22 protein-coding genes are annotated in these 26,676 nt (G+C 45.8%); 15 read left to right on the top strand and 7 right to left on the bottom strand.

Annotated elements, in window-relative coordinates; all coding sequences use genetic code 11:
• Positions 1–10 precede the first annotated feature (10 nt).
• The 10 genes from AC27IJ_RS21920 to AC27IJ_RS21875 are packed head-to-tail and all read left to right on the top strand — an operon-like array spanning position 11 to position 10,960.
• A complete protein-coding gene (locus AC27IJ_RS21920) occupies positions 11–2,062 on the top strand; it encodes an NAD(P)/FAD-dependent oxidoreductase (protein ID WP_312440822.1) in 2,052 nt (683 codons plus the stop codon).
• Entirely contained in the window at positions 2,055–3,041 is a 987-nt protein-coding gene (locus tag AC27IJ_RS21915) for a polyprenyl synthetase family protein (RefSeq protein ID WP_487150801.1), read from the top strand. Before AC27IJ_RS21920 ends, AC27IJ_RS21915 begins: the two co-directional genes overlap by 8 nt.
• Before the next feature lie 35 nt (positions 3,042–3,076).
• Positions 3,077–4,192: a hypothetical protein gene (locus AC27IJ_RS21910; protein ID WP_312502484.1), complete on the top strand. Its 1,116-nt coding sequence runs from the start codon at positions 3,077–3,079 to the stop codon at positions 4,190–4,192.
• Complete coding sequence (locus AC27IJ_RS21905) at positions 4,182–5,255, top strand: FAD:protein FMN transferase (protein ID WP_487150799.1); 1,074 nt, start codon at positions 4,182–4,184, stop codon at positions 5,253–5,255. The genes AC27IJ_RS21910 and AC27IJ_RS21905 overlap by 11 nt, the downstream gene beginning before the upstream one ends.
• A gap of 8 nt (positions 5,256–5,263) precedes the next feature.
• Entirely contained in the window at positions 5,264–6,994 is a 1,731-nt protein-coding gene (locus AC27IJ_RS21900; RefSeq protein ID WP_312502487.1) for a menaquinone biosynthesis decarboxylase, read from the top strand.
• Complete coding sequence (locus tag AC27IJ_RS21895; RefSeq protein ID WP_313257191.1) at positions 6,963–7,841, top strand: UbiA-like polyprenyltransferase; 879 nt, start codon at positions 6,963–6,965, stop codon at positions 7,839–7,841. The genes AC27IJ_RS21900 and AC27IJ_RS21895 overlap by 32 nt, the downstream gene beginning before the upstream one ends.
• A 26-nt stretch (positions 7,842–7,867) precedes the next feature.
• A complete protein-coding gene (locus tag AC27IJ_RS21890) occupies positions 7,868–8,452 on the top strand; it encodes a UbiX family flavin prenyltransferase (RefSeq protein ID WP_312502489.1) in 585 nt (194 codons plus the stop codon).
• A 34-nt stretch (positions 8,453–8,486) separates the two neighbouring features.
• Complete coding sequence (locus AC27IJ_RS21885; protein ID WP_487150796.1) at positions 8,487–9,461, top strand: ABC transporter substrate-binding protein; 975 nt, start codon at positions 8,487–8,489, stop codon at positions 9,459–9,461.
• A 27-nt stretch (positions 9,462–9,488) separates the two neighbouring features.
• Positions 9,489–10,226 carry an ATP-binding cassette domain-containing protein gene (locus tag AC27IJ_RS21880; RefSeq protein WP_312440814.1) on the top strand — a complete coding sequence of 246 codons (738 nt, stop codon included), beginning with the start codon at positions 9,489–9,491 and terminating at the stop codon, positions 10,224–10,226.
• Positions 10,223–10,960 carry an ABC transporter permease gene (locus AC27IJ_RS21875; RefSeq protein WP_312440813.1) on the top strand — a complete coding sequence of 246 codons (738 nt, stop codon included), beginning with the start codon at positions 10,223–10,225 and terminating at the stop codon, positions 10,958–10,960. Before AC27IJ_RS21880 ends, AC27IJ_RS21875 begins: the two co-directional genes overlap by 4 nt.
• A gap of 178 nt (positions 10,961–11,138) precedes the next feature.
• Here the strand turns inward: AC27IJ_RS21875 and AC27IJ_RS21870 are convergent, their stop codons facing one another.
• On the bottom strand, positions 11,139–12,710 hold the full coding sequence (locus AC27IJ_RS21870) for a methyl-accepting chemotaxis protein (RefSeq protein ID WP_487150793.1): 1,572 nt from the start codon (positions 12,708–12,710) through the stop codon (positions 11,139–11,141).
• Positions 12,711–13,146: 436 nt separating this feature from the next.
• On the opposite strand from AC27IJ_RS21870, the gene AC27IJ_RS21865 reads away from it, so the two are divergent.
• The 5 genes from AC27IJ_RS21865 to AC27IJ_RS21845 all read left to right on the top strand — a co-directional run bounded on the left by AC27IJ_RS21865 (position 13,147) and on the right by AC27IJ_RS21845 (position 19,808).
• Positions 13,147–14,235, top strand: coding sequence for an extracellular solute-binding protein (locus tag AC27IJ_RS21865; RefSeq protein ID WP_312502492.1), 1,089 nt, complete (start codon positions 13,147–13,149; stop codon positions 14,233–14,235).
• A gap of 96 nt (positions 14,236–14,331) precedes the next feature.
• Positions 14,332–15,432 carry an ABC transporter ATP-binding protein gene (locus AC27IJ_RS21860; RefSeq protein ID WP_312440810.1) on the top strand — a complete coding sequence of 367 codons (1,101 nt, stop codon included), beginning with the start codon at positions 14,332–14,334 and terminating at the stop codon, positions 15,430–15,432.
• Positions 15,429–17,093 carry an ABC transporter permease gene (locus AC27IJ_RS21855; RefSeq protein WP_312440809.1) on the top strand — a complete coding sequence of 555 codons (1,665 nt, stop codon included), beginning with the start codon at positions 15,429–15,431 and terminating at the stop codon, positions 17,091–17,093. Before AC27IJ_RS21860 ends, AC27IJ_RS21855 begins: the two co-directional genes overlap by 4 nt.
• Before the next feature lie 203 nt (positions 17,094–17,296).
• Complete coding sequence (locus AC27IJ_RS21850) at positions 17,297–19,021, top strand: sensor histidine kinase (RefSeq protein ID WP_312440808.1); 1,725 nt, start codon at positions 17,297–17,299, stop codon at positions 19,019–19,021.
• Positions 19,014–19,808, top strand: coding sequence for a response regulator transcription factor (locus AC27IJ_RS21845; protein WP_312502495.1), 795 nt, complete (start codon positions 19,014–19,016; stop codon positions 19,806–19,808). Before AC27IJ_RS21850 ends, AC27IJ_RS21845 begins: the two co-directional genes overlap by 8 nt.
• 103 nt (positions 19,809–19,911) lie before the next feature.
• Here the strand turns inward: AC27IJ_RS21845 and AC27IJ_RS21840 are convergent, their stop codons facing one another.
• The 6 genes from AC27IJ_RS21840 to AC27IJ_RS21815 are packed head-to-tail and all read right to left on the bottom strand — an operon-like array spanning position 19,912 to position 26,391.
• On the bottom strand, positions 19,912–21,636 hold the full coding sequence (locus tag AC27IJ_RS21840) for an ABC transporter ATP-binding protein (RefSeq protein ID WP_312440806.1): 1,725 nt from the start codon (positions 21,634–21,636) through the stop codon (positions 19,912–19,914).
• Positions 21,633–22,454 carry an ABC transporter ATP-binding protein gene (locus AC27IJ_RS21835; RefSeq protein WP_312440805.1) on the bottom strand — a complete coding sequence of 274 codons (822 nt, stop codon included), beginning with the start codon at positions 22,452–22,454 and terminating at the stop codon, positions 21,633–21,635. The genes AC27IJ_RS21840 and AC27IJ_RS21835 overlap by 4 nt, the downstream gene beginning before the upstream one ends.
• Before the next feature lie 10 nt (positions 22,455–22,464).
• Positions 22,465–23,478, bottom strand: coding sequence for a FecCD family ABC transporter permease (locus tag AC27IJ_RS21830; protein ID WP_312502497.1), 1,014 nt, complete (start codon positions 23,476–23,478; stop codon positions 22,465–22,467).
• A complete protein-coding gene (locus tag AC27IJ_RS21825; protein ID WP_312440803.1) occupies positions 23,475–24,503 on the bottom strand; it encodes a FecCD family ABC transporter permease in 1,029 nt (342 codons plus the stop codon). The genes AC27IJ_RS21830 and AC27IJ_RS21825 overlap by 4 nt, the downstream gene beginning before the upstream one ends.
• A 33-nt stretch (positions 24,504–24,536) precedes the next feature.
• Positions 24,537–25,439 carry an ABC transporter substrate-binding protein gene (locus tag AC27IJ_RS21820; RefSeq protein ID WP_312440802.1) on the bottom strand — a complete coding sequence of 301 codons (903 nt, stop codon included), beginning with the start codon at positions 25,437–25,439 and terminating at the stop codon, positions 24,537–24,539.
• A gap of 19 nt (positions 25,440–25,458) precedes the next feature.
• On the bottom strand, positions 25,459–26,391 hold the full coding sequence (locus AC27IJ_RS21815; protein ID WP_312502499.1) for an ABC transporter substrate-binding protein: 933 nt from the start codon (positions 26,389–26,391) through the stop codon (positions 25,459–25,461).
• Positions 26,392–26,676: the final 285 nt, after the last annotated feature.

Raw genomic sequence — 26,676 nt, 5'->3', positions numbered from 1 at the left:
AGGGGAAGACTTGAAGAAAATAGTAGTATTAGGTGCCGGTTATGCCGGTATTTTAACTGCCAAAAAACTCGAAAAAAAATTCCGCAAGATGAAGATTGACAACGAGGTAAGCATCTCCATCATTGACAGGCATCCGTTCCATACCATGCTCACAGAACTGCATGAGGTGGCCGCTGGAAGAGTAGAGGAAGACAGCATCCGCATCAGTCTTAAGAAAGCATTTGCTGGACGGAATGTGGAAATTATCACAGACACCATCAGCCAGATTTCCATTGAAGAGAAGAAACTGACGGGAAGCCTGGGTGAATACGAATACGACTATTTAGTCCTGGCCGCAGGCTCTAAGCCAACCTATTTCGGTGTGGAAGGTGCAGATGAGTATTCTTATAAGCTCTGGTCTTATGAAGATGCTGTGTTATTAAAGGAACAGATTCACCATGTGTTCCGCAAAGCGGCCTGTGAGCCAGACGAGGCGGAAAAGCGCCGTCTTTTGACTTTCTATGTAGTAGGAGCCGGTTTTACCGGTGTAGAAATGGCCGGAGAATTAGCGGAATATGTGCCCTTCTTATGTGAAGAGTATGAAATAGATCCGTCTCTTGTCTCCATGCATAACGTAGATGTTTTAAAGAGATCGGTGCCCATCCTTCCGGAGAAGCTGTCCGGCAAGGTAGAAAAGCGCCTGGAAAAAATGGGCGTAAAGGTAATGATGGAAACCGGTGTGACCGCCATCGGCGAAGATTTCATCGAATTGAATCAGGATGGCAGGAAAAACCGTTATCCTGCTGGGACCGTAATCTGGACAGCCGGTATTGAAAGCGCCGATATTACCGGAGAAGCAGCCAAGACGCTGGAATCCGTAGGGCGCGGAAGGATCCAGGTAGATTCTTTCCTCAGAGCCAAAGACCATGAAGAAGTCTATGTGGTAGGCGATAACATGATGTTTGTACCTCAGGGAGAAGAGGCGCCTGTACCCCAGATGGTGGAAAACTGTGAGCAGAGCGCTCATACCGCCGCCCACAACCTGATATGTGCCATTACCGGCACCGGTGCCATGGAGGAGTATAAACCGTCCTTCCACGGCGTTATGGTTTCTGTAGGCGGCCGCTATGGAGTGGCGCGGGTAGGACTTCCCAACCATATGTTTAACTTATGTTCCTTCTTTGCCATGCTTTCCAAGCATTTTATCAATGTGATTTATTTTATCCAGGTATTGGGCTGGAATAAAGTTTGGAGCTACGTGTGTCACGAATTCTTTACCATTCGCAACCGCAGAAGCTTCCTGGGAGGACATTTCTCCAACAGAACCCCAAGCTTCCTGCTGATGCCGCTGCGCGTCTGGCTGGGTGCCGTATGGGTATTTGAAGGCGTTATGAAGATTGTAGAAGGATGGATGGGGAAACCCATGCTGAGCGGATTCTTTGGAGGAGCCAATCAATTCTTCAACAACATTCTGGCTCCCTACGGAATCACAGGAATCGGTGGAGCAGCTCCTTCAGCGGATGCAGTTTCCAGCGCTACAGGTGCAGCGGCAGACGCGGTAGCAAGCGCTACAGGTGCTGCAGCAGATGCAGTAGCCAGCGCCACAGGAGCTGCAACAGATGTAGTTTCCAGCGGTGTTGCGGTTTTCTCCTATCATATTTTAGGATTAATCGACGCTACCCTTGTCAGTTCCAAAGGCTTATCCCATTCGACTCTGGCTGATTATGCCTTTAAACTGGATTTTGCTCCAATGAACTGGTTTGTGAACAATGTAATACTGCCTAACGGCGGACTGCAGCTGTTCATGCAGCGCGGTATCGTGATCGCGGAGATCCTGATCGGTCTGGCTTTGATGGCTGGCTTGTTCAACTTCCTTTCCTCTGCTGCGTCCCTGGTGCTTCAGTTTATGTTCGTTTGTACCACCGGCCTTTACTTAAACACGTTCTGGATGATTTTCGCCGGCATAGCAGTCTTAATCGGCGGTGGCAGAACCCTTGGCCTTGATTATTATTTCATGCCCTGGCTTAAGAAAAAATGGAGAAAACTTCCCTTTATAAGGAAGTGGTATTTATACAATGACTAATAGAGAATTATTGGAGGATGCCGACAGCCTGCGTTATGGTTTTGAAGAGGCTTTCAATTTGATGGCATCGACTGTAGATAAGCATTTATCTTCAGCGCCTCCTGTCATAAGGACTTACACAGCCCATCTGGCAAAATCCACTGGTAAATTCATCCGTGCTTATGGGCTGATGGCCTGTTCCATGGATGAAGAGGATAAAGTCCCGGCGGAAGCCGTTACTCTGGCATCTGCGGTAGAATTGCTGCATCTGGCCACCCTGGTCCATGATGACGTAATCGATGATGCTGATACAAGGCGTGGAATCGAAACACTTCAAAAGAGATTTGGAAAAAAGGCAGCGGTCATTTGCGGAGATTATCTTTTATCCCTGGCCCTTAAACTGGCGACTTCCATTCCTCAGAGAGACGAATACAAAGCCTTGGATATGTCCAATTACCTGTGCAGGATCTGCATGGGAGAATTGCGTCAGGAAATCAACAATGGAAATCTGGATTTATCAGTTTACCGTTATTTAAGCATCATCAAAGGAAAGACGGCAGCACTTTTTGAAGCATCCTTTCTCGGCGGCGCTACGCTGTCCACAAAGGATGAGAAAAAGCTTCGCATGTACCGGAAGACCGGCAACGATGTAGGCATGATTTTCCAGCTTATGGATGACTGCATTGATTATGAGATGGATGAAAGTGATGCAAAGAAAAACGTCCGGTCTGATTATGAAGAAGGAGTTGTCACCCTTCCTCTCATCCATACCATGAAGCAGGATGAGAACTTTGTAAAACAAGTTAAAAACGGTTTGGTTACCGCAAAAGAACTCTATGACAGGGTTTTAGAAGCTGGCGGAACCGCTTATACAAAAGCAATAGCCGGCAGATACTATGCAAAAGCTGTAAACACCATCGGGACTCTTAATTTATCCGAAGCCAAGAAGGCCAGGATCATGACCGTGGTGGATAAATCTTATTACGGTATTAAAAAATAATACAATATAAAGCAACATAAGGAGGAGTAATATCTATGAAAAAACGTGTTTTAGCTTTAGGCTGTGGTCTTATGGCGGCAGCATCTATTCTTGCAGGATGTTCATCCAATTTACAGCAGGCCCCAACTACTGCTGCACCGACAGAGGCAGCAACAACTGCCGCACCTACCACACAGGCAGAGACCACCACAGAAGCTGCAAAGAATGAAGCAGCAGGCGGCGCCCTCTCTACCGGTTATGCAGTAATTTCTTCCATCGGCAAATCCACGGATGCCGGCGATAAAGATGGTCTAGCAGAAGTAGATACCATGTTCGCAGCCGTATTAGTAGATGGCAGCGGCAAAATTGTAGACTGTAAAATCGATTCCGTTCAGACCAAAGTGAATTTCTCCAAAGAAGGTAAACTACTTACAGATCTTGGTACCGTTGTGGATTCCAAGAATGAGCTGGGAGAAAAATATGGCATGAAAAAAGCTTCCGCGATCAGCAAAGAGTGGAACGAGCAGGCTGCAGGCTTTGCCCAGTATGTAGTCGGAAAAACAGCTGATGAAGTAAAGGGAATTGCTGTTTCTGCTGATGGTGTTGCAGATGATGCAGACTTAAAGGCTACTATTACCGTTCATATCGGAGACTTTATCAATGTAGTTGAGCAGGCTGTTGCAAATGCTAAGAGCACAGGCGCTTTAGCTGGCGATAAGCTGGGCTATGGCATCGTTACAGGTATCAGCAAGTCCAAAGATGCAGCCGCAGATGCTGACGGTGTAGCACAGGCATATTCTACCTACACAATTGCAAGCTTTGGTACAGACGGCAAGATCACAAGCTGTGTACTTGACGCTTCCCAGGTTAACGTAAACTTCAACGCTGCCGGTAAGATCACCAGCGATTTAAAAGCTGCTGATTTCAAGACCAAGGATCAGTTAGGTGAAGCTTATGGCATGAAAAAGGCTTCCGGTATTGGCAAAGAGTGGAATGAGCAGGCAGCTAGTTTCGCAGAATATGCAGTTGGCAAGACAGCCAGTGAGATCACCGGTCTTGCAATTGATGAAAAAGAAGGTGCACCTACTGATGCCGACTTAAAGGCCAGCGTAACCGTTGGTATCGGTGACTTCCAGAAGGGCATCTCCAAGGCAGAAGCAAATGCTAAATAAAAAAGCATTAACATTTATTATAATTGCCGGAACTCTGGCAGCGCTTACTATGGCGGCGGTTAATACCGCCGCCATAGGAGCTAAAAAGGAACAAAGATTTCATGCTGAATTCTTAAATCTCTTCGATACCGTCACCGAGATTGTCGGATATTCCAAAAACAAAGAGGAATTTACCCAAATCGCCACAGATGTTCACGATGAGCTGGAAATATACCACCAGTTATACGATATTTACAATGACTATGACGGCATCGCCAATATTAAGACCATCAATGATAATGCCGGTGAAAGTCCCGTAAAGGTGGATCAGAAGATCATTGATATGCTGAAGCTGGCCGGGGTCGCTTATGAAAAAACAGACGGCAAGATAAATGTAGCCATGGGAAGCGTTCTGACCATCTGGCATGACTATCGTACAAAGGGCATAGAAAACCTGGAAACCGCCGAGGTTCCGCCTATGGATAAACTGAAAGAAGCAGCCCTTCATACAGATTTTTCAAAGGTACTTATCGATGAAGAAGCCTCAACCGTATATCTGGAAGATCCTGATATGCGTCTGGACGTGGGAGCCATTGCAAAAGGTTACGCCACAGAGCAGGTAGCAAGATCTCTGGAAGCCAAGGGGATCGATCATGTCCTTCTCAGCGTGGGGGGCAATATCCGTGCCATCGGTATAAGGGCAGACGGAAAACCGTGGAAGCTGGATATCCAAAACCCGGATCTTGACAGCGAAAAAAAGGCAATTGATACTTTGAATTTAGACGGATTTTCTCTCGTCAGCAGCGGCGATTATGAAAGATATTACATAGTGGATGGGGTGAGATATCATCACATTATCGACCCTGATACATTGATGCCTGCAGCATACTTCCGAGCGGTCTCCATTGTTTGCAGAGATTCCGGCTGGGCAGATGCGCTGTCTACCGCCGTATTCAACTTGCCCTATGAAAAAGGACTGGCCCTGGTTGAGAGCATGGATGATGCAGAGGCAATGTGGGTACTTCCCGATAGCAGTATCAAAACCAGCAGCGGCTACGAAGCTTACCGCAACCTTGACCGTTAGGAGGCTATATGTCATATCGAGGACTACAGGATTTTATTCATATATTGGAAGAGAGAGGGGAACTGATCCGGGTGACGGAGAAAGTATCCCCTCTCCTGGAAATAACGGAGATCACAGACAGGGTTTGTAAGGCGGAAATTTCCGGCAACAAAGCGCTTCTGTTTGAACATGTGGAGGGTTCTCCCTATCCGGTGCTGATGAACGCCTTTGGTACAGACAGGCGGATGGCTCTTTCTCTTGGGGCGGATAACTTAGACGATATCGCAGCAGAGATTGGAGCCTATCTGGATTTTGGAAATTACTCATCATTTTTAAAGCTGTTCTCCTTTGCTCCAAAACTTCTGCGCCTGTTGTGCTGCTTTCCTTTCCGGAGCCGGTTTCATATAAGAAAGCCCAGCTGCCAGCAGGTGATAGAGAGAGAACCCGACCTGGGGCAGCTGCCGGTTCTGCATTGCTGGCCTCTTGACGGAGGTCCTTTCTTTACACTTCCCCTTGTCTTTACAAAATATCCTGATACAAAGCTACAGAACATAGGTATGTACCGGATGCAGGTGCTGGATTCTAAGACAACGGCCATGCACTGGCAGAAACACAAGGATGGAGCCGGTATTTATGAAGCATACCGGAAAAAGGGCTGTCCAATGCCCGTATCCGTAGCACTTGGATGCGACCCGGCGGTGACCTATGCATCTACAGCACCCCTTCCGCCGAAGCTGGATGAGATGATGCTGGCCGGATTCTTAAGAAAAAGGCCGGTAAAAATGGTGAAATGCATCACCAACGATCTCTACGTGCCGGAGGATGCGGAATTTGTACTGGAGGGCTATGTGGATCCTCAGGAGGAGCTGGTCTGGGAAGGGCCTTTCGGAGACCATACCGGATATTATTCCCTTGCGGACTGGTATCCTAAATTTCATGTCACAACCATTACCCGCAAAAGGCATCCTGTCTATCCTGCCACAGTGGTGGGAAAGCCTCCCATGGAAGACTGCTATATGGCAAAGGCCACGGAGCGTATCTTCCTTCCCATATTAAAAATGGCGATTCCTGAGATGCGGGAAATTCATCTGCCCTTTGAGGGAGTTTTCCATAACTGCGCCGTGGTATCGGTGAAGTCGTCCTATCCGGGAGCTGCCAGAACCGTCATGAACGCGATCTGGGGCATGGGACAGATGAGAACGGCCAAGATGATCGTTGCGGTCGATGAAACCATAGATCCAAGTGATGCGAAAGCTGTCTGGCAGGAAGTCCTGCACTATGCCCGTCCGGAGGAAGATCTTGTGGTCAGCAAAGGGCCGTTAGATGCTCTGGATCACTCTTCTGATTATCCTTTGTTTGGCGGGCGGCTTGGTATCGATGCCACCAGCAGAGGGAAGGAAGCCTTTACCGAAGGAGCGCTTGAGATCGTGCCTGTCCGCAAAGAACAGCCATGGGATGGCAGGCGGAAAGCCCTTACCATGCTGGAAGAAAAAAAGGCTTCTCTTATTCTAGTTGTGGACGAGGATGTGGACCCGACGGATCATTCCACAGTCATGTGGCGGGTATTCAATAATATTGACGTCACCAGAGATATGTTTACGGATGGCAGGCGGGCAGCATTCGATGCCACAAGAAAGCGCCTGGAAGAAGGGCTTTCCCGTCCCTGGCCGGAGGATATCGTGATGACAGATGAAATCAAAAAAAAGGTATCAGCGAAATGGAGTGCTTATGGGATCGATCACTGGAAAAATAGTAAATAAATTAAATGAATACGGGAAGCTGGTCATGTTCAGCCATACCATCTTTTCCCTGGCCTTTGCCGCAGTAGCTCTGCTGGCAGTTTCCGGCGGCCGGCCCGATCCAAAGGTGGTATTCTGGGCTGCTCTTGCCTTTTTAAGCGCCAGAACAGGCGCCAACGCCTTAAACCGGGTGGTGGATGCCAGAATCGACGCAAAAAACCCCAGAACAGCAAGCCGCCAGATTCCCCAGGGACAGATCGGAAAAAAAGAAACCCTGGTCCTGGTGGCTGCCTGTTTTCTGGTTATGGTGTTCAGTGCCTCCCGTTTAAACCTGTTATGTCTCATCCTGTCCCCCATGGCTCTGTTTTTGATGACAATCTACTCTTACACAAAAAGATTCACCTGGACGTGCCATCTGATTCTGGGTATCACATGCGCCTGTGCTCCCGTTGGAGCATGGCTGGCGGTAACGGGGAAGTTTTCCCTGATACCGCTTTTCTTTGGCGCTGCCAACTGCCTCTGGACTGCAGGATTTGATATTATCTACGGCTCTCAGGATTATGAATTTGATAAGGCAAACGGCCTCCACTCCATTCCGGTGCAATTTGGCGTGAAAGGCGGATTATGGATCAGCACTCTGTTCCATTGTGCTGCTCTGCTTTGCCTGTGTATTGCCGGAGTGCTGCTCTATCCCCAGTTTGGTGTACTTTACGGAACCGGTCTGGGAATCATCGCGGTCCTTATGGTAATTCAGCATCGGCTGGTATCACCGGATCATCTGGAAAATGTCAATATCTCGTCATATAGCATCAGCCAGATCACCAGCATCGTTCTTCTGGTCTTCGGAACTCTGGATGTATACTTATAATGAAATGGAAAGGGAAAAAGCAGACTATGAAACAATATGTAGTTGGAATTACAGGCGCAAGCGGCAGTATTTACGGTCTTCGGACAGTAGAAGCCCTGCTTGAAGGCGGAGCCAGGGTACGGCTCATACTGACGGGTACAGGGGAAAAGGTCGTGGCCTACGAGACCGGACGGGAGGCAGGAGAATGGACTGATGATTTTAAGAAACGTTTTACAGGTCAGTTTATCCTGGAAGATAATAATGATCTGTTTTCCGCGGCTGCCAGCGGTTCCCATCTGACGGACGGAATGATCATCGCACCATGTTCCATGTCAAAGCTGGCCCACATTGCGGCAGGAATTACACCGGATTTAATGACTCGGGCTGCTGATGTGGCGTTAAAGCAGCGGCGCCCTCTGGTGCTGATGCCCAGGGAAACACCCTTATCCCAGATTCATTTGAAAAATATGCTGACTCTGGCAGAGTGCGGAGCATTTATCGTTCCCGCCATGCCGGCCTTCTACCAAAAGCCAAAATGCCTTGATGACATGGCGGATTTTATGGCCGGCCGGGTATTGGATTGCCTGGAAGTTGAAAATCGCCGGTACGCCAGATGGAAAGAAGAAGAATAAGTAATAAAGCGAATATAAAACAAAAGGAGAATATATGAAAAAATCAGGTAAAAATACTAAGAAACATCATTTATTAGGCCGCACAGGAATTCTTATGGCATTGCTGGGCTGTGCAGCGGCGGTTATCCTGGGAGGATGCGCCGGCAAGGCAAAGACTCCGGTTGATACCACCGTTCATTTGGGCGTCATGTATTCTTCCGATATCGTACCTCTTACTATCATAACAGAACAGGGGCTTGACAAAAAATACGGATTTCAGTTGGATATGCAGGTATTCTCTTCTGCAAAGGATCGTGATGCGGCTCTCCAGGCAGGGAAATTAGACGGGGTATTTACTGATTTCATCGGCCTGTGCATGTATCAGAATGCCGGATTGGACGTAAAGGCCACCGGATGCACGGACGGGGATTATGTCCTGCTGGCAGGAAAGGATACGGGAATCACTTCCTTGGAAAATGCAGCGGGAAAAAGCATTGCAATCTCGGAAAACACCCTGATCGAGTATTCCCTTGATTATATTTTAAATAATGCCGGTTTGGTTGATACATATTTGGACAAGCAGGTGGTTCCGCGGATTCCTGACAGGCTTGAAATGCTGCGAAACAGCAAGATCGATCTGGTCCTTCTGCCGGAGCCCTTCTCCACTCTTGCGATTAAAGATGGCGCGGTAGTTCTGGGAAGCGCCAACACCGACGGACTGTATCCTGCTGTATCTGCATTTACAAAGAAATCCATTGACGAAAAGTCTGATACGATAAAAAAGATGTATCAGGCATACGATGAAGCAGTTGATTATCTTAACACTACGCCGCTGAATGAATATGAAGCCACGGTCATCAAGGCTGCTGGCTATCCTGAGGAACTCACCGGAAGTATTAAGCTGCCTGTATACCGGAAAAATGAACTGCCAAAGACGACTGACTTACAGGCGGCTGTGGAATGGGCAGCAAAGAAGGGATTATGCAGCCCGGATTTAAAGCCTGATCAGCTGATCGGAGAATTGAAATAAAAACCCAAGAAGAACGGAGGGAGCCAGATGCTGGAAGTAAAAGATATCTCTGTCACATATGGGAAAGGCGGGACACATAGGGTAATTGACCAGATCTCCTGGCAGTTGGAGACCGGAACGGTTCTGGCTGTCGCAGGTCCCTCCGGCTGCGGAAAATCCACCTTGGTTCATGCCCTGGCAGGCATTCTGCCTTATGCGGGTTCCATCACCCTGGACGGAACCGGACTTGACCCCAAAACGTGCTCTATCGGGCTGATCCCGCAGAACTACGGACTTCTGCCCTGGAAGACAGTTAAGGAAAACTGCCTGTTTACGGCCAAGATCCGGGATAATACCAGTAACATGGAAGTACAGCTTACCAGCCTGTGCAAAGAACTGGGGATTGACGGGCTTTTAGATCGTTATCCAGGCACGTTAAGCGGCGGTCAGGCGCAGCGTGTGGCTCTCGCAAGGGCGTTTCTGATGAATCCGGAACTCCTTTTGATGGATGAGCCTTTCGCTGCTCTGGATATTGCGGCAGCCTTGGCGGCAAGGGAGCTGTTTTTGCGGATCTGGAAGGAAAAAGAGCCCACCACAATCATTGTCACTCACCGGGTGGAAGACGCCCTTTACCTTGCCCATAAAATCGCAGTTATGAAACGAGGCGGTCTCTTCGATTTTTTCAGTGATAACCCATGGCAAGGCGTAAAGAGTCCCTCAGAAGCAGCCTATCGGTTACTGGAACAGCAGATCACGGAGAATATCATAAAGGCGGATGAAATATGAGAAAAAAAATGTGGGTCTTTATAAAAGGTTTTCTGCTTGTAAATCTGTTCTGGTTCCTTCTGGCTGCCTTTTTGTCCACTCCGGTGCTTCCAGGGCCTCTAACGGTGTACGGTAAATACAGCCAGGTGGTAAACGGAAGGCTTTGGCTTCATATAGGAGCCAGCTTAGGCCGTGTGGCGGCAGGCTTGTCCATTGCCCTTCTCATCGGCATTCCTGTAGGAATTGTCATGGCCTCCTCTGCCATTGCAAACCGCATCCTTCACCCTCTGGTGTACTTTTCCTACCCGGTTCCCAAAACAGCGCTGCTTCCGGTCTGTATGCTGCTTTTAGGACTTGGCAATGGCTCTAAAATACTCATCATTGTCCTGACCACGGTATTCCAGATCATTGTCGCTGTCCGCGATGCGGCGGAGCATATTGATCAGGGAATTTATTATGTGGCAAAAAGCGCAGGCGCCCATAAAAGAAGTATCTTAAAGGATATTACCCTGCCTGCGGTACTGCCGGAGCTGTTCACCAGCATACGGATCGGGACAGGAACATCCTTAGCTATCCTTTTAATTGTAGAAGCCTATGGAACCCGCTGGGGAATGGGCTACTACATTCTGGATGCATGGTCCAGGATTAACTATATTCAGATGTACGGCGGCATTGTCATCATGTCGGTGGTAGGAGCAGCATTGTTCTGGATATTGGATGGAATTCAGGGGGCTTTGTGCAGGGGTACAAGGTAACCTCCTAAACGATATTATCAGCTTCTGAGATTTGCCGCAGGATATGTTCCATTTCCTGCGGCTTTTTTCTTGCCCTGCTCCCAGCCGCTGACAGGCTCTTCAATTCGGTTCAGAAAATAATACCAATAAATAAAATCCGTTCTGTTGGTTTCCAGTCAGCAGGACGGATTTCTTTTGGTTATAAATTCATTTTCTTTAAGGTAAACTGATTTGCCAGACCGCTGAGTACCTTCGCCTGTGCGGACAGCTCTTCGCTTGCAGCAGCGCTCTCCTGGGCGGTTGCTGAGTTGGACTGAACCACAGCGGAAATCTTGTCCACACTGTCGGTGATGTGGGAAACAGAAAGGCTCTGCTCTTGAGAGGCCGACTGGATCTCCCCGATGCCTGCTGCAATCTCCCTGGCATCCATTAAAACAGTGTTTAGTATCCTGGCCATGGAATCCGTCAAGTCTTTGCCTGATTCAACCGATCTGACAGAAACGTCAATGAGTTCCGAAGTGTTTTTTGCTGCCAGCGCACTCTTTGCCGCCAGATTCCTGACTTCATCTGCCACTACGGCAAAACCCTTACCGGCGTCACCTGCTCTCGCTGCTTCTACAGCCGCATTTAATGCCAAAATATTGGTTTGGAATGCTATGTCCTCAATTGTTTTATTAATTTTTATGATTTCCTCTGAATTTCTCTGGATAGCCTCCATTGCCTGAAGCAGGAGCCGCATCTGCTGCTCGCTCTCATCAAGGCTCACGCCCATTGTTTGGGCTTTGCTGTTAAAAATACTGGCGTTTTCCGTTGTATAGTCTATTTTCGTTACAATCGTTTCCACCGCATGAGACAGATTATCAATTGCGCCGTTCTGCTCAGCCGCTCCCATCGCCAGAAGCTGAGAACTTGACGCAACATGCTCTGCACCTGAAGATACCTGTTCAGAGGTCTGGTGCAGCTGACCCAGGGTTTCTGATATCTGTGCCGAAAACTTTTCAATGGAATGCCCGATATTGGTAAAATCTCCAATATACTGCTGGGAGGGCAGGTCAAAATTCCCCTGTTCCATCTGCTTCATGGAATTTCCAATGCGGGAAATATAATCGGACAAATTATTAATAGACGTCCTCATGCTGTTTGCCAGCATCCCCAGCTCATTCGTTGACGTATAATCGATCTCGCCCTGTAAATCTCCCTGTGACAGGCGCTCCATTCCATTTTCCAGGGTTTTTACCGGAATCAGGATCTTTCTGCGGATAATCATCAGAATAAAGTAAATGGAGATCAGATTGATTACCAATGTGATGGCGCTTATAGCCTTAAGCTTTGTAATTCCCTGGGCAGAGTACTTTTCAGCCTGGGAAACAGCGGCATTGCTTTTGTTAAAAAGCTCCTCACTGTTTTCCAACAGCTTTTCATTCTGTCCATCGTTTAAAAGAGGCATAACCTGATCTTTCCAATATGTACGGATCTCCTGCATCTGTGTAACCAGTTCTTTGTCTCTTGGCACTGGAAGCCCAAGCTCTTTGTCGCCTGCAATGATTCCATCCATTGTCTTCTCTACCTTAGCGATCTGCTCTTCCACTGGCTGATCAAGCAAATGGAGCTTCATAATGCGCTGTGTTGCACCTCTGACAACACCGCAATAATTTACAATCTTTCCGTTGCTTTGGTTTTGATCCAAAAACAGAAACATCAGGCCAGTACTTAAAATGCTTAGAAGAGCGAGGCAGGCCATAGTGTTGTAGATAAGTTTCTTAATGCTCACGTTTTTATCTCCTTTAAGAATTAGTGAAAGCGATATTTACCAGACAATAACATAACAATCTTTTGGGCCTTAAAAAATATGTTACATTTTGTCAATGATGGAGATATCTTACTTTAAAAAACAGAGCTAGTCAATCAATTCCGTCAGATATTTCCGGATTAATTGAGACTTTACAGCAATCAACTATGGCAAAGATATCTCCTCCGGGAAACCGTCTCATTTATTTGACCGTTACTGGTACTTCTATCTCTTTTTTAAGGCCGCTGAATTGGATTGACCCACTGCTCCTTAGAGGCTGAATGTAGCCAACAATCATACATATGTTGTGTATTTTACACCTTTGTGTGATATTGTCGGATTTACATTTCCAGCCCCCACAGCTAAAATGTAACTATCAGATAAACCAGTGAAACACCCATAGGGAGGAGAGAATCACATGAAAAAAACAGTAAAAATTTCAGCAGTCTTATTAGCCATGGCACTGGCAGCCACCGGCTGCAGCTCAGGGAAACAGGCAGATAATAACACAACGGCAGATACCGGTAAAACCGAAGCCGCCGCTCAGACACCAGGGGAGGAAGATCCGGTTTTGGTCGTTTATACTGCCCGCGGTGAATCCTTAAACAATGCCGTGATTCCGGAATTTGAAAAAGACACCGGCATTAAAGTCGAGGTGGTAGTCGCCGGCACCGGAGAGCTTTTAAAGAGAGCACAGTCAGAAAAAGCCAATCCTCTTGGCGATATCTTCTGGGTTGCTGACCAGACCATGTTATCCGCATCCAAAGACCTGTTCATGGAATACGTATCATCTGAAGATGGCAATATGATCGATGCCTTCAAAAATACCACCGGTTACTTTACCCCTGCATTTGCAGATCCTACCGTTATGATCGTAAACAAAGACTTAAAAGGCGATATGAAGATCGATGGATTCGAAGATTTATTAAATCCGGAATTAAAAGGAAAAATCGCATTTGGCGATCCCGTAAACTCCAGTTCCGCATTCCAGTCATTGCTGGCTATGCTTTACGGAATGGGCAAAGACGGCGATCCCCTTTCAGACGAAGCGTGGGCTTATGTAGACAAGTTCATCGCCAACTTAGACGGTAAGATGAGCAACAGCTCCAGCCAGGTATATAAAGGCGTGGCTGAGGGCGAATATGTGGTTGGCTTAACCTGGGAAGATCCTGCTGCTAACTATGTCAAGGAAGGTGCCGCAGTAGAAGTTGTATTCCCGGTAGAAGGAGCCATCTTCCCCGGTGAATCCGTACAGATTCTAAAAGACTGCAAACATCCGGAAAATGCAAAGAAATTTGTAGATTACATGCTGTCTGAGAAGATCCAGAATGCAGTCGGTTCTACACTGACCGTAAGACCTTTAAGAAAAAATGCTACTCTGGCTGATTATATGACACCTCAAAGTGAGATTAAATTATTTGATAACTATGATGAGGGATGGGTAGCTGAGAACAAATTAGAAATCACCAATCGGTTTAGTGAGCACATGGAAACCTCCATGGATTAATAAACTGCATCAATCAAAACAAAAGACTGCCTGGGACTCAGTCAGGGGCAGTCTTTTTGTACCAAAAAATATGGAATATGCTAGGAGAAATGAACTATGGGAGTAGCAATCAGTATAGAAAATGCAGTAAAACGGTTTGGAAAAGATACCATTATCAATGGATTATCACTGGATATTAAACCAGGGGAATTCTTCACCCTGCTGGGACCATCCGGCTGCGGAAAGACAACCCTGCTTCGAATGATCATCGGCTTTAACAGCATCGAGGGCGGTGAAATCAAGGTGGACCAGAAAGTAATCAACAACATCCCTACCAACAAACGAAACATGGGTATGGTCTTCCAGAACTATGCCATTTTCCCACACATGACAGTCAAGGATAATGTGGCCTTTGGACTGAAAAACAGAAAAATACCTGCATCACAAATCGATGCCCAGGTGGATGAAATCTTAAAAATTGTCAAAATCGACCATTTAAAAAATCGTATGCCTGCCAAACTGTCAGGCGGTCAGCAGCAGCGTGTCGCCTTAGCACGGGCAATCGTCATCCATCCCGAAGTTCTCCTGATGGATGAGCCACTTTCAAACCTGGATGCGAAACTTCGTGTAGAAATGAGAAATGCCATTAAGCGGATCCAGCAGCAGATAGACATCACCACCGTTTATGTAACTCATGACCAGGAGGAGGCTCTGGCCGTATCAGACCGGATCGCTGTCATGAACGGCGGTGTTATCCAACAGATTGATACACCTAAGAACATCTATCAGCGTCCCGCAAACCTGTTTGTATCCACCTTTATCGGCTTATCCAATATCCTGTCCGGTATAGCATTGGTTAAAAACGGTGAGACTTTCATTCAGATTCAGGATTATACCGTACCCATGGATCAGTTAAGCCAGGAAGTGAAAGACGGTCAGAATATCAAGGTATCCATTCGCCCCGAAGAATTTATTATCAGCCAGGCAGACGGCGCAGGCATCCCTGCGACAGTAAAAAGCAGTGTATTCCTTGGCATTACCACCCATTATTTTGTTACCTTGGCAAATGGTCAGGAAATCGAAGTCATCCAAAATTCCGATATCTGGGATATCATCCCGGATGGCTCTAAAATCCGTCTTGCTGTACAGCCTCAAAAGATCAACATTTATACCGAAGACGGAAATAGAAATCTTGTGGTTAGGAGGGATCAGGTATGAGATATGCCGGCGAAAAGAAGTTCAATATCTGGGTAGCTATGGCACTGGGGATTCTCGGCCTTTTTCTTATCTTCGTAGTCTACCCCTTAATTCTGATATTATATAAGAGTGTGCTATCCGAGGATGGTTCCTTCAGTCTAGCATATTTCGGTAAATTTTTCGCCAGAAAATATTACTGGAACACCCTTGTAAACAGTTTTAAAGTCACCATTGTTTCCACCCTGCTTGCGGCTGTTCTTGGTCTGGTTATGGCATATGTTTTGCGAAGTGTACGAATCAGAGGAAGTAAGTATTTAAATATCCTGATCGTCATGTCCTATCTTTCTCCTCCATTTATCGGAGCCTATGCCTGGATCCAGTTACTGGGGCGCAATGGCTTTATCACCAAGATCTTAAACAATCTGTTTCATGTGAAGTTAAACGGCATTTATGGATTTGCGGGAATAGTTCTGGTCTTCTCTCTGCAATCCTTTCCACTGGTTTATATGTATATCTCAGGTGCTCTAAAAAACCTGGATAACTCCTTAAATGAAGCCGCTGAAAGCCTTGGATGCAGTGCCATGCAGAGAGTGCTCCACGTGATCGTGCCGCTGGTCATGCCCACCATGCTTGCCAGCTCCTTACTGGTCTTTATGAGAGTGTTCTCCGACTTTGGTACCCCTATGCTGATCGGTGAAGGTTATAAGACATTTCCGGTTTTGATGTACAGCCAGTTTATGGGCGAGGTCAGTACCGATGACCATTTTGCTGCTGCACTCTGTGTCATTATCATCGGCATCACCCTGCTGTTATTCTTCTTCCAGCGCTATCTTGGAAACCGCTATACCTATTCCATGACCGCATTGAAACCTATGGAAGCAGAAAATTGCACTGGTCTTAAAAATGTATTATCCCACTTATTTGTATACCTGGTTGTCCTCATCGCCATCCTTCCGCAGCTTACCGTTATCTTCACTTCCTTCCTGGCTACCGGAGGCGGAAGCGTATACACCGGTGGTTTCTCACTTGATAACTACCGAAACACACTGTTTTCGAAGAATAACAACGGCGCCATATTCAACACCTATTTATTCGGGCTGTGTGCCATCGCTATCGTCGTGGTGCTGGGAATTTTGATCTCATACCTGACTGTACGAAAAAAATCATTTTTGACTAATATCCTTGATACGGTCACCATGTTCCCATACATCATACCAGGCTCTGTACTGGGTATCTCATTTTTATATGCATTTAACACAAAACCATTTCTCCTCAGTGGCACCGCCCTCATTATCGTCATCTCACTGTCCATACGGCGTATGCCCTACACCATACGTTCCAGTACTGCCATAATTGGACAGATCAGCCCCAGTGTGGAGGAAGCTGCCATCAGTCTGGGCTGTTCAGAGACGAAATCATTTGCAAAAATTACAGTTCCTATGATGATGTCCGGTGTATTATCCGGCGCCATTATGAGCTGGATCACTTTAATCAGTGAGCTGAGCTCTTCTATTATACTCTATACCAGCAAGACCCAGACACTGACCGTAGCTATTTACGCAGAGGTCATTAGAAGCAACTTCGGCAATGCTGCTGCTTACTCTACCATCTTAACTCTGACCAGTATCCTATCGCTGCTTTTGTTCTTCAAACTAACAGGCAGCAATGATATCAGCATTTAGAGAAAGCAATGAGCAGTGCGAAATAAGTCATGAAAAGATTTCCGTTGTGCTTGCACATAAGAAAATCTTTTCATGACTTATTTCATAGGGCGAATGCCCGTTAGCTCATAAAACCGCAGGTTTTATGAGCTGCACTGCGGACTTATGGTATAATAAACGCAAGCGGCTATTAGCCGTACATCAGTACCAGTGGAGGCTCCCCTATGAAAAGTAATCAGTACAAGGACTATATTAAAAGATCCTTTCTCAAATATGCACTTTCCATCATCTCACTATTATTTGTGCTGGTGCTTTTATTCCTACTAATCAATGTACAGTGGATTATCTCCGGTCCAAATAAAAGAAATCATATTCAGTTATCCGGTATCCTGGATCAACAGCTCCTGCTCTATCATCAGGGACTGACCGATCTTTCCCAAAATCCGGATCTGCTGACCGCACTGAGCAGCACAGACTCTGCCGCCATCACTGCAAATAACCGGCTCCTTTATGACTTTACCAATGCCCAGACAATCCGCTCATCTTTTGTACTCTTAGACCAGAATGGACGCATTGTCAGCAGCAATCTATTTGCCGGCAATCAGGAGATTTTCCATGACAGTGATATCTTTCGCCGTATGACCAGTCAGATGCAGGAACAGCCCGAAAAGATCTTCACACTGCCAAGCCGGTTAAACTATGCCCATGGACAGGCAGGAGATTTAATTCTTGGCAAAGCGGTGGTAAAGAACGGCACCCTTACCGGCTATCTGTTTTTTGACTTACTGGATTCCTATCTTTATGAGATCATCCGAGAATATCCTCTGGATGATGTTATCATCACGGACCGATATGATAATCTTATCTTTTCTATCAGCCGCCAGCAGACCGACCCCATAGACAAATACCCTTCCGGAAAATATCGGATGGACTGGCAGGAAGGAAGTGTGGTAAAGGTCAATGGAAAACATTATCACATTCAAAAAAGCTCACTTCCCGGGAGTTCTCTGATCTTATATACACTGGTTTCCACTGAATATCAGAAAGATTTGCTGTTTTACGGCTTTGTATTCATGCTTATCGTAGGCATCCTTCTGGTCATTATTTCATTGCCTGTAACCGAACACATTACCCAGAAAAACCTGCTGGCCATCAATGAACTTCAGAAATCCATCGAACAGATGGGAAAGGGCAATATGGACTATCAGCTCCGTTCTAAAGTATTTGATGAATTCCAGAAGCTGGATGATGCTTACCGTCACATGGTAATGCAGCGGGAAGAGCTGCTGACTTATAACAGTGAACTGTCCGAACGAAAGCGGACCATGGAAATCAAGCAATTAGAAGAACAATTTAACCCTCATTTTATTTTCAATGTTATGGAGACCCTCCGGTATGAAATTATGATCGATGCAGCAAAAGCTTCTGATATGGTTCAGTCCTTCGCCAGACTCATGCGCTACAGCATCTATTATGGCAGCACCATCGTCTCCCTAAGAACAGATATTGAATATATCAATGATTATCTCCTATTACAAAAAATGCGCTATAACCGACGCTTGAAATATCATATTGACATTCCCGAGGAACTGCTGGAATACCGGATTCCCAAGCTGCTGCTTCAGCCTGTTGTAGAAAATTCCCTGGTTCACGGCATGAAAAATACCCACTCCATTTCCATCACGATCACCGGACGAGTGCATGAAGATCTCCTGGAGCTGTGTGTGGAGGATGACGGAAGCGGAATTGATGGAGAACGCCTTGCCAGTCTGCGGACCGGACTGGAATCAGAGGACGGATATAAGGAGCATATTGGCCTCTATAACTCCCACCGCGTTGTCCGGCTGTTATATGGTCCCGGATATGGCGTGACAATCGAAAGCCAGCCAGGTTCCGGCACACGGGTCACAGTTACCATGCCGGCAGATATGGAGGATTATTATGTATAAGGTTCTACTTGTAGAAGACGAAGATATCATCAGAAAAGGCCTGATGTTCATGGTGAATTGGCAGGAGATCAACTGCGTGGTCGTAGGCGAAGCCATAGACGGAGTCGATGGAATTCAAAAGATCAAAGACAATGAACCAGACATCGTAATTGTAGATATCAACATGCCCATCATGAACGGTCTGCAGATGTTGGAAGAAAGCATTAAAGAATACAGCTATGAAGCCATTATTGTATCCGGATACAGTGAATTTGAATTTGCCAAAAAGGCGATTCGCCTTGGCGTCACGGAATATCTATTAAAACCTGTGGATTTTACAGAACTTTATGATGCGATTCTTAAGATAACCGAGAAGCTGGAAGCGAATACACGGATGAAGGGATATATCCGGCAAATCGATATGGAGAAGAAAAAGCTGGGCATATTAGAAACAGATATATCTGAAACCGTCACCTTCAAAAATAAATATGTGAGCTCCATGGTAAAGTATATAGAAGAGCATTACTCTTCCCGCCTTTCCTTAACCGATTTAAGTGAAGAATATAATCTATCCTGTACCTACTTGAATACGAAATTCAAAAGCGAGACCGGCTACACCTTCAATGATTTTTTAAACCGTTACCGGATGCAGAAGGCTGTGGAGCTTCTTAAATCAGATGAGTATAGGATTTATGAAATAGCCGAGATGGTGGGGTTTTCTGAATATAAGTATTTTATTAAGGTGTTTAAGAAGTATATTGGCTGCTCTCCTGCTAAATTTATGGAGGTGGGGGATGGGAAGTTATAGTTCCTCTCTCCTGCCGCCGTTACTATAGAAAAACGGACCATAGAAAATTCTTCCGTGGTCCGTTTTTTTAATATTAACCGGTAATGATTAAGATTCGTATTACCTACGATGCCTGAGCTCCATGCAGACGGGCAAAAATTCCTCCCTTCGCAATCAGCTCGTCATGAGTGCCCATCTCTGCAATACCTGTCCCCTCAAGCACTACAATCAAATCAGCCTCACGGGTAGTAGAAAGCCTGTGTGCGATCATTATGGTCGTGCGCTCCTTTGAAATCTCATTCAAGGCCGCCTGTATTTCCTTTTCTGTTTTTGTATCCAAAGCAGAAGTTGCCTCATCCAGGATCAAGATCGGAGAGTCTCTTAAAATCGCACGGGCAATAGCGATTCTCTGCCTTTGTCCTCCGGACAGTAAAACGCCTCGTTCTCCGATAAACGTATCATATCCGTTTTCCATCTTTTCAATGAAATCGTGGGCATTTGCTGCTTTTGCCGCCGCAATGACATCTTCTCTTTGAGCATCTTTCCATCCGTATACGATATTCTCATACACGGTTCCATTAAAAAGGAATGTATCCTGTAACACCATGGAGATATTATCCCTTAAGCTGGAAAGCGTCACATCCCGGATATCAACTCCGTCGATGAAAACAGCTCCTTCCTGAGGGTCATAAAACCGATTGATCAGGTTTGCTATGGTGCTTTTGCCTACACCTGTTGTACCAACCAATGCCACCGTCTGCCCTTTCTTAATGGTCAGGTTTACGTTTTTCATTACCGGAATATCTTCCTGATAAGAAAAAGAGAGATCTTTCAGTACAATTTCACCTTGTACCCGATTAAGGGTTTTTGCATTTTTCTTTTCCTTTACTTCCGGGATTTCATCAAAAACATCAAATACCCGTTTGCACCCGGCTCCGGCTTCTCCTGCCCTTTCCGCAAGAGCGGAAAAACTTTTTACAGGACCATAAAACATGGACAGATACATGACAAAACCAACAATGTCTGCAATCTCCACTTCTCCAATTCCCACCAGATACCCGCCATAAACGACGACAATCACCGTTCCCAGTGCAGTGACAAAGGCAAGTAAGGGATACGTTGTTTCAAAAAAGAAACTTGCACGAAGATACGCTAAACTGTGGCGAAGAGAAAGATTTGCAACCTTATATTCCTCATGGCTTTGCTGATTAAAAATCTGGATTTCCTTAATGCCGGAAAGATTGTCCTGCACCTTTCCTGCAAGTTCTCCTCTTACCCGGGAATTCTCTTTCCACGTAGGGGATACATGACGGCTCTGCCACATGGTAATTCCCAGAAGAAAAGGTATGGTGACCAGACTCATTATGGCAAGCTTTCCATTGATCATAAACAGCAAAGCTCCTACTCCTATAAAGGTAAGAACATTGACTGCAAAATCCGGAATCACATGTGCCAAAAGTACCTCCGCATCCAGTGCATCATTTACTACACGGCTGGTGAGATCGCCTGTCCTGCTTTTGTGAAAATAGCTTAAGCTCATATGCTGCAGTTTCCCGTAAAGCCGCTTACGTAAGTCTGCCACATAATGAAGAGCCGCATAATGATTTAAATATCCTGCAGCAGAAGTTCCTGCAGCCTGGATTGTGGCTGCGCCCAGAAGAAAGATTCCGATACGCATGGCCTGAGCCTGAAAATTACTGATTCCTTCTGTAGCAAGAGCCGTTAATTCTCTTAAGGCCCATGGCGTATAAAATCCGGCTGCCGTAGATACCACGAGGGCAATAAGTGCAAATATCAGATGAATCCTGTACCTTTTTGCCTCCCGGAATATCCGCAGTGCAGTTCTCATACAGAAATCGCCTCCTTTTGGGACAAACGTTCCTGATGTAAAAGAGCATACGTCAGGCACACAGGCCGTCCTGTTCTTGGTTCCTTGACAATTTCAGCATCTATGGAAAATGTCTCCTTTAATACATGAGGTACCATTACTTCTTCCGGGCTGCCGTGCTGAATAACTTTCCCTTCGCGGACCGCAATCATATAGTCAGAAAAACGTGCCGCCAAATTCAAATCATGAAGAACCATGGCAATGGTGCAGCCCTGGCTGCGGTTCAGTCCGTATAAAAGCTCCAATACTTCAAGCTGATGAGCCAGATCCAGATAAGTAGTGGGTTCATCAAGTAAAATCAGGTCTGTCTGCTGGGCAAGTGCCATGGCAATCCAGACTCTTTGCCGCTGCCCCCCGGATAATGTATTTACTTCCCGATGTTCTAAATCCATTAGCTTGGTTGCTGAGATTGCCCACCGCACAATATTTTTATCCTCAGGAGTCAGTTTTCCAAACCCACTTTGGTGAGGAAACCGCCCATATGCCACCAGCTCACTTACGGTCAGCCCGCTGGGTGCGGAAGGTGATTGAGGAAGAATCGCCATTTTCTTTGCAATTTCCTTAGTGGGAAGTATTGAGATATCACTGCCATTTAAATAAACCATTCCGTTTTTGGGTTTTAAAATGCGTCCGATGGCTTTTAGCACTGTGGATTTCCCGCATCCGTTGGGGCCTATGATCGAAGTGATTTTTTTGTGAGGAATTACCATATCTAAATTCTCCACAATCATGGCGTTGTCATAGGCAATATCTAATTTTTTTGTTGCGATACTATTCATACCGTCCTCCTTAATTTGCTTTCGCCAATAGATATAAAAAGTACGGTGTACTAAGCGCCGTAATTACAATACCCGTAGGCACATCTGTCCCCAGGCTGATGGTTCTTGTTATGGTATCTGCAAGCAGTACAATGATCGCACCGCAAAGCCCGGAGGCAGGAAGGAACAATTTATGGTTCGGCCCCATTAATTTTCTTGCCATATGAGGGGAAATCATTCCTACGAAAAAGAAGTTTCCACCCAGGGATACACTTCCTGAAGAAAGTGCTACCGCTGCTACGGTCAATCCGATAAATTCGGGCTTTACTGCAGCACCAAGACTTAAAGCAGTTTCATTTCCAAGGTTAAGAATGTTAAGAATATGGGCTTTATAAAATACATAACCGCATAAAATCAATGTCCATGGAATCAGTACGGCAAGGTAACGCCATTCATCTCCCCATAAACTGCCGGCGCTCCATCGCTGTATAAAATCCATCTGGTTCTGATCCAGCTTAAGAGTCAGCAGTGTAGTTAACGCTCCATAACCGCTTCCCAGTGCAACGCCTGTTAAAATCAACCCTGTAGGAGAGATGTCTTTCCCTCTTCTATAAGAAAGCAGAAAAATCAATCCTGCGGCAGTCATTCCTCCGAAAAAAGAAAGCAGTGGCATTAAAATCGCAGATGACACCGTCTTTGCAGAAAACAATACTACAAAAATCAGTACAAACAACCCTGAACCGGAGCTGATTCCTAAAGTACCTGGACTTGCCATATCGTTTCGCAGAAGGCTCTGCATGATACAGCCGGAAATGCCCATTCCCACTCCCACAAGGATTGACAGGACAATGCGGGGAAGGCGGAATTCTAAAATAATTAAGTTTTGCTGCGGCGTACCTCTTCCTATGATCACATTTAAAACTTCTCCTGGAGTGAGATTCATCTTTCCGGAATTCATGCTGATCACGGCTATTACTGCCATCAAGATCACCATAATCAGAAAAAGAAACCTTCCCCGTTCTGCTGAATACTCCTGTTTTTTCATTCAAATTCCCTCCTTTGCTTTCTTGCAAGATAAAGGAAATAAGGAACACCGATCACAGCAAATATGATACCGATTGGTGTCTCATAAGGTTTATTGATTAACCGCCCTATTAAATCGGCAAAAACCGTAAGTAAAGCTCCATAAAGACCTGAAGCAGGAATGATATACCGGTAATCCACCCCTACCATATACCGGACAATATGAGGGGTAATGAGTCCAACAAAGCCAACCGGTCCTACGATAATGACAGAAAGTCCGGTAAGGAGCAGCACGATCAGCGTAGAAATTCCTTTGACCAATCTGGTCTTTAACCCCAGTCCGGCTGCAACGTCCTCACCTAAACTCAGCACAGTGACCGAAGGGGACAGCCAAAACGCTGCCAGCACTCCTGCTGCAAAAAGAGGGAGGATCATCATGAGCTCACTCCATTTCGCTCCTGCGGTTCCTCCTGCTGTCCAATAAGCAAGGGCATAGCCAAGATGGTATTTAATGGAGAGGAACTGGCTGAATGCTCCAAACAGCATGGAAATAGAAATTCCTGCCAATACAAGACGCTGGGGCGTCATTCCTCCTTTTCCAAGAGAAGCAATAAAATAGGTCATTGCTGTTGCAGCTGCGGCTCCCGTACATGCAAACAAAATGGTCTGGCCATAGGTGCGTCCCGGCAGGAATGCCATACAAAATGCCATGGCAAAGGTGGCCCCGGAACTGATTCCCATAAGCCCGGAGTCAGCAAGGGGATTCCGCGTTGTTCCCTGCATGATTGCTCCGCAAATTGCCAGACTGCATCCCACCATTAAATCTGCCACGGTACGTGGAAGCCGAAGTGTCTGAATAATCTGATGTTCTGTCGAATTTGGATTAAATCGGAAGATTGCCTCCCATGCAGTGGCAAGGCGCATGTCGGCAGCACCAAAAGAAATGGATGCAGCCGACATGAAAAGCAAAAGTCCAAACCCAAGAATCATATAAATAGCAAAGCCTGCGGAGCCTTTCCGCCGCCGCTTTATTGATGTAATTTTCATTTCAGCCTGTTCCTTCCCGTAAAGACTATCAAGTTACTCAGGCATATTTAACATCGCATCTAATAGATAATCCAACTGTACACTGGATGAATAGATGTCGATATCATAAAACAGAGTAAAATCAATGGGAACCGTTCTTCCGTTTTTTACAGCAGGGAGAGATTCCCAGATGGTGTTTCCATTCAGATCATCAATATCTCCGGACAGGATTAAATAGTCTCCTGCATAATCCTGGATCACTTCCATGGAGATATCCCGGTACTGGTCTTTTGCGATGATCTCATCTTGAACAATATCCGGTGCCTTAAACCCTAAGTGGCTGTAAATCAAGTCACCCCCGCGGCCCCATTTATCACCAAATACCCAAATACTACCATTTGCATCTATCCCGAAAATGCTGACTGTTTTGTCCATAATTTGTTTTTCTGAAAGTGCTGCCTTTGCTTCTTTCAATTTTTGTTCAAAATTTTCCAAAGCCTTTTCCGCCTCATCCCGGCGATTCAGTACATCCCCTAAGAAACGGACCCGTTCCTCTAAGGACAGTTCTGTAAAAGGAAGCAATACCGTTGGTGCAATTTTAGAAGCTATATCATACTGCTCCTGATTCACTACTAAAATCAAATCCGGATCATAAGATAAAATTTCTTCTGCTTCAAATTTGTCCCAGACCGGTATATCTGCCACTTCTTTTTCATATGCCGTTCCCGCAGCGTCATAAGTTGCCGAGGGCTTTACTCCAAGGGCCAATACGTCTCCCAAACAATACGTGACAATTACTCTCTGGGGATCCACCGGCACCTCAACTTCTCCATGAACGGTCTTAATAACTCTTGTTTCGCCGCCGGTTGTCTGCGTTTTTAAACTGCAGGCAGAAAGCAGCGTTCCAACCGCAAGCGCCAGGAAAAGCGCCGCCTTATATCTTTTTAACCTCCACATGCAAACTGCTCCTTTACTCTTATTCTGACATTCCCTGAATTGCGGAAATCGTATAATCCAACTGAGCAGTTAAGCTTGCTAAATCAGAATAGTAGAACAATCCCTGATATTTTCCCGGAATTTCTGCAATCCGGCCTTCTGCAACAGCAGGAATGCTTTTCCAAATATCTGTCTTTGCATATTCTGATTCTTTTCCTTCCTGCTGGAACCATAAAATATAATCTCCGAAATATTCATGAGCAACCTCATAGCTTAAGGTCCCTCTGTTGTTACTGGATTCTTCGATCAGTTTCTCCAGCTTCTCCGGTTTTTTAAGATCAAGATAGTTGTAAACCAATGTTCCTCCTCTGGAACCAGTTTCATAGGCCACACCGTTCCAATCACCGGATGGCCCCCAGTCTTCCATAATGCTGAATGTTTTCCCCTGGTATTTTTTGCTTTGCAGCTCCTCCTTTGCCGCTGCAAGCTTTTCTTCAAAGACCGCGATCAAGGCTTCTGCTTCTTTTGCTTTTCCTGTAGCCTCTCCAATGATACGAAGACGATCAACAGAGCTTACGCTTTCTTCCGGAATGACCATTACAGGAGCTATTTTTCCAAACTTTTCAAAATCCTCTGTCTGATATGTAATAATCAAATCCGGCTCTGCAGCCATAATATCTTCCGCTGCCCAGCTTTCCAGCTTAGTATCTGAAGAAAACTTGTCATAAAATGGCATGGTTTCCTGTTCCCATGCATAGTATCCAACCACATTCAAATCTAAAGAAAGCACATCTCCTATGTACCAATTCACGACTACACGCTGTGGCTCTTTTGGCACTTCTATATCTCCCATTACTGTATTGATTGTGTGCGTGTCCAAAGCTTCAGAGTTTACCCGGCTAACACGGCTGCATCCTGTCAGCGCAAATAAAAACGCAAACATGAAGCAAAATATAGATCCTATTTTCTTCATATCAATCTCCTTCAAGTTGTGATAATTTTCTTTTTACAGCGTAAGAGCTTACTTTCTTTTGCCTTATGTTAGTTGCGACTAACTAACCAGAATACTAACACAATAAAAAATATACGTCAATATGGCCTGCACCCATTACGAGGAAGCTTCTTTTTCATTCAACTGATCAAACACACTGTTTTCCGCTGATTCCTAATGTTTTTTTGATTTTATGCTCAGCAATATGGAGTATAAATAAACCAAATTGGATCATCATTCCATTGTCTTTTTTTCTTCTTTCATGTA

Source organism: Lacrimispora sp. YZC11, assembly GCF_057543815.1.
This window is presented reverse-complemented; position numbering and strand designations above follow the sequence as displayed.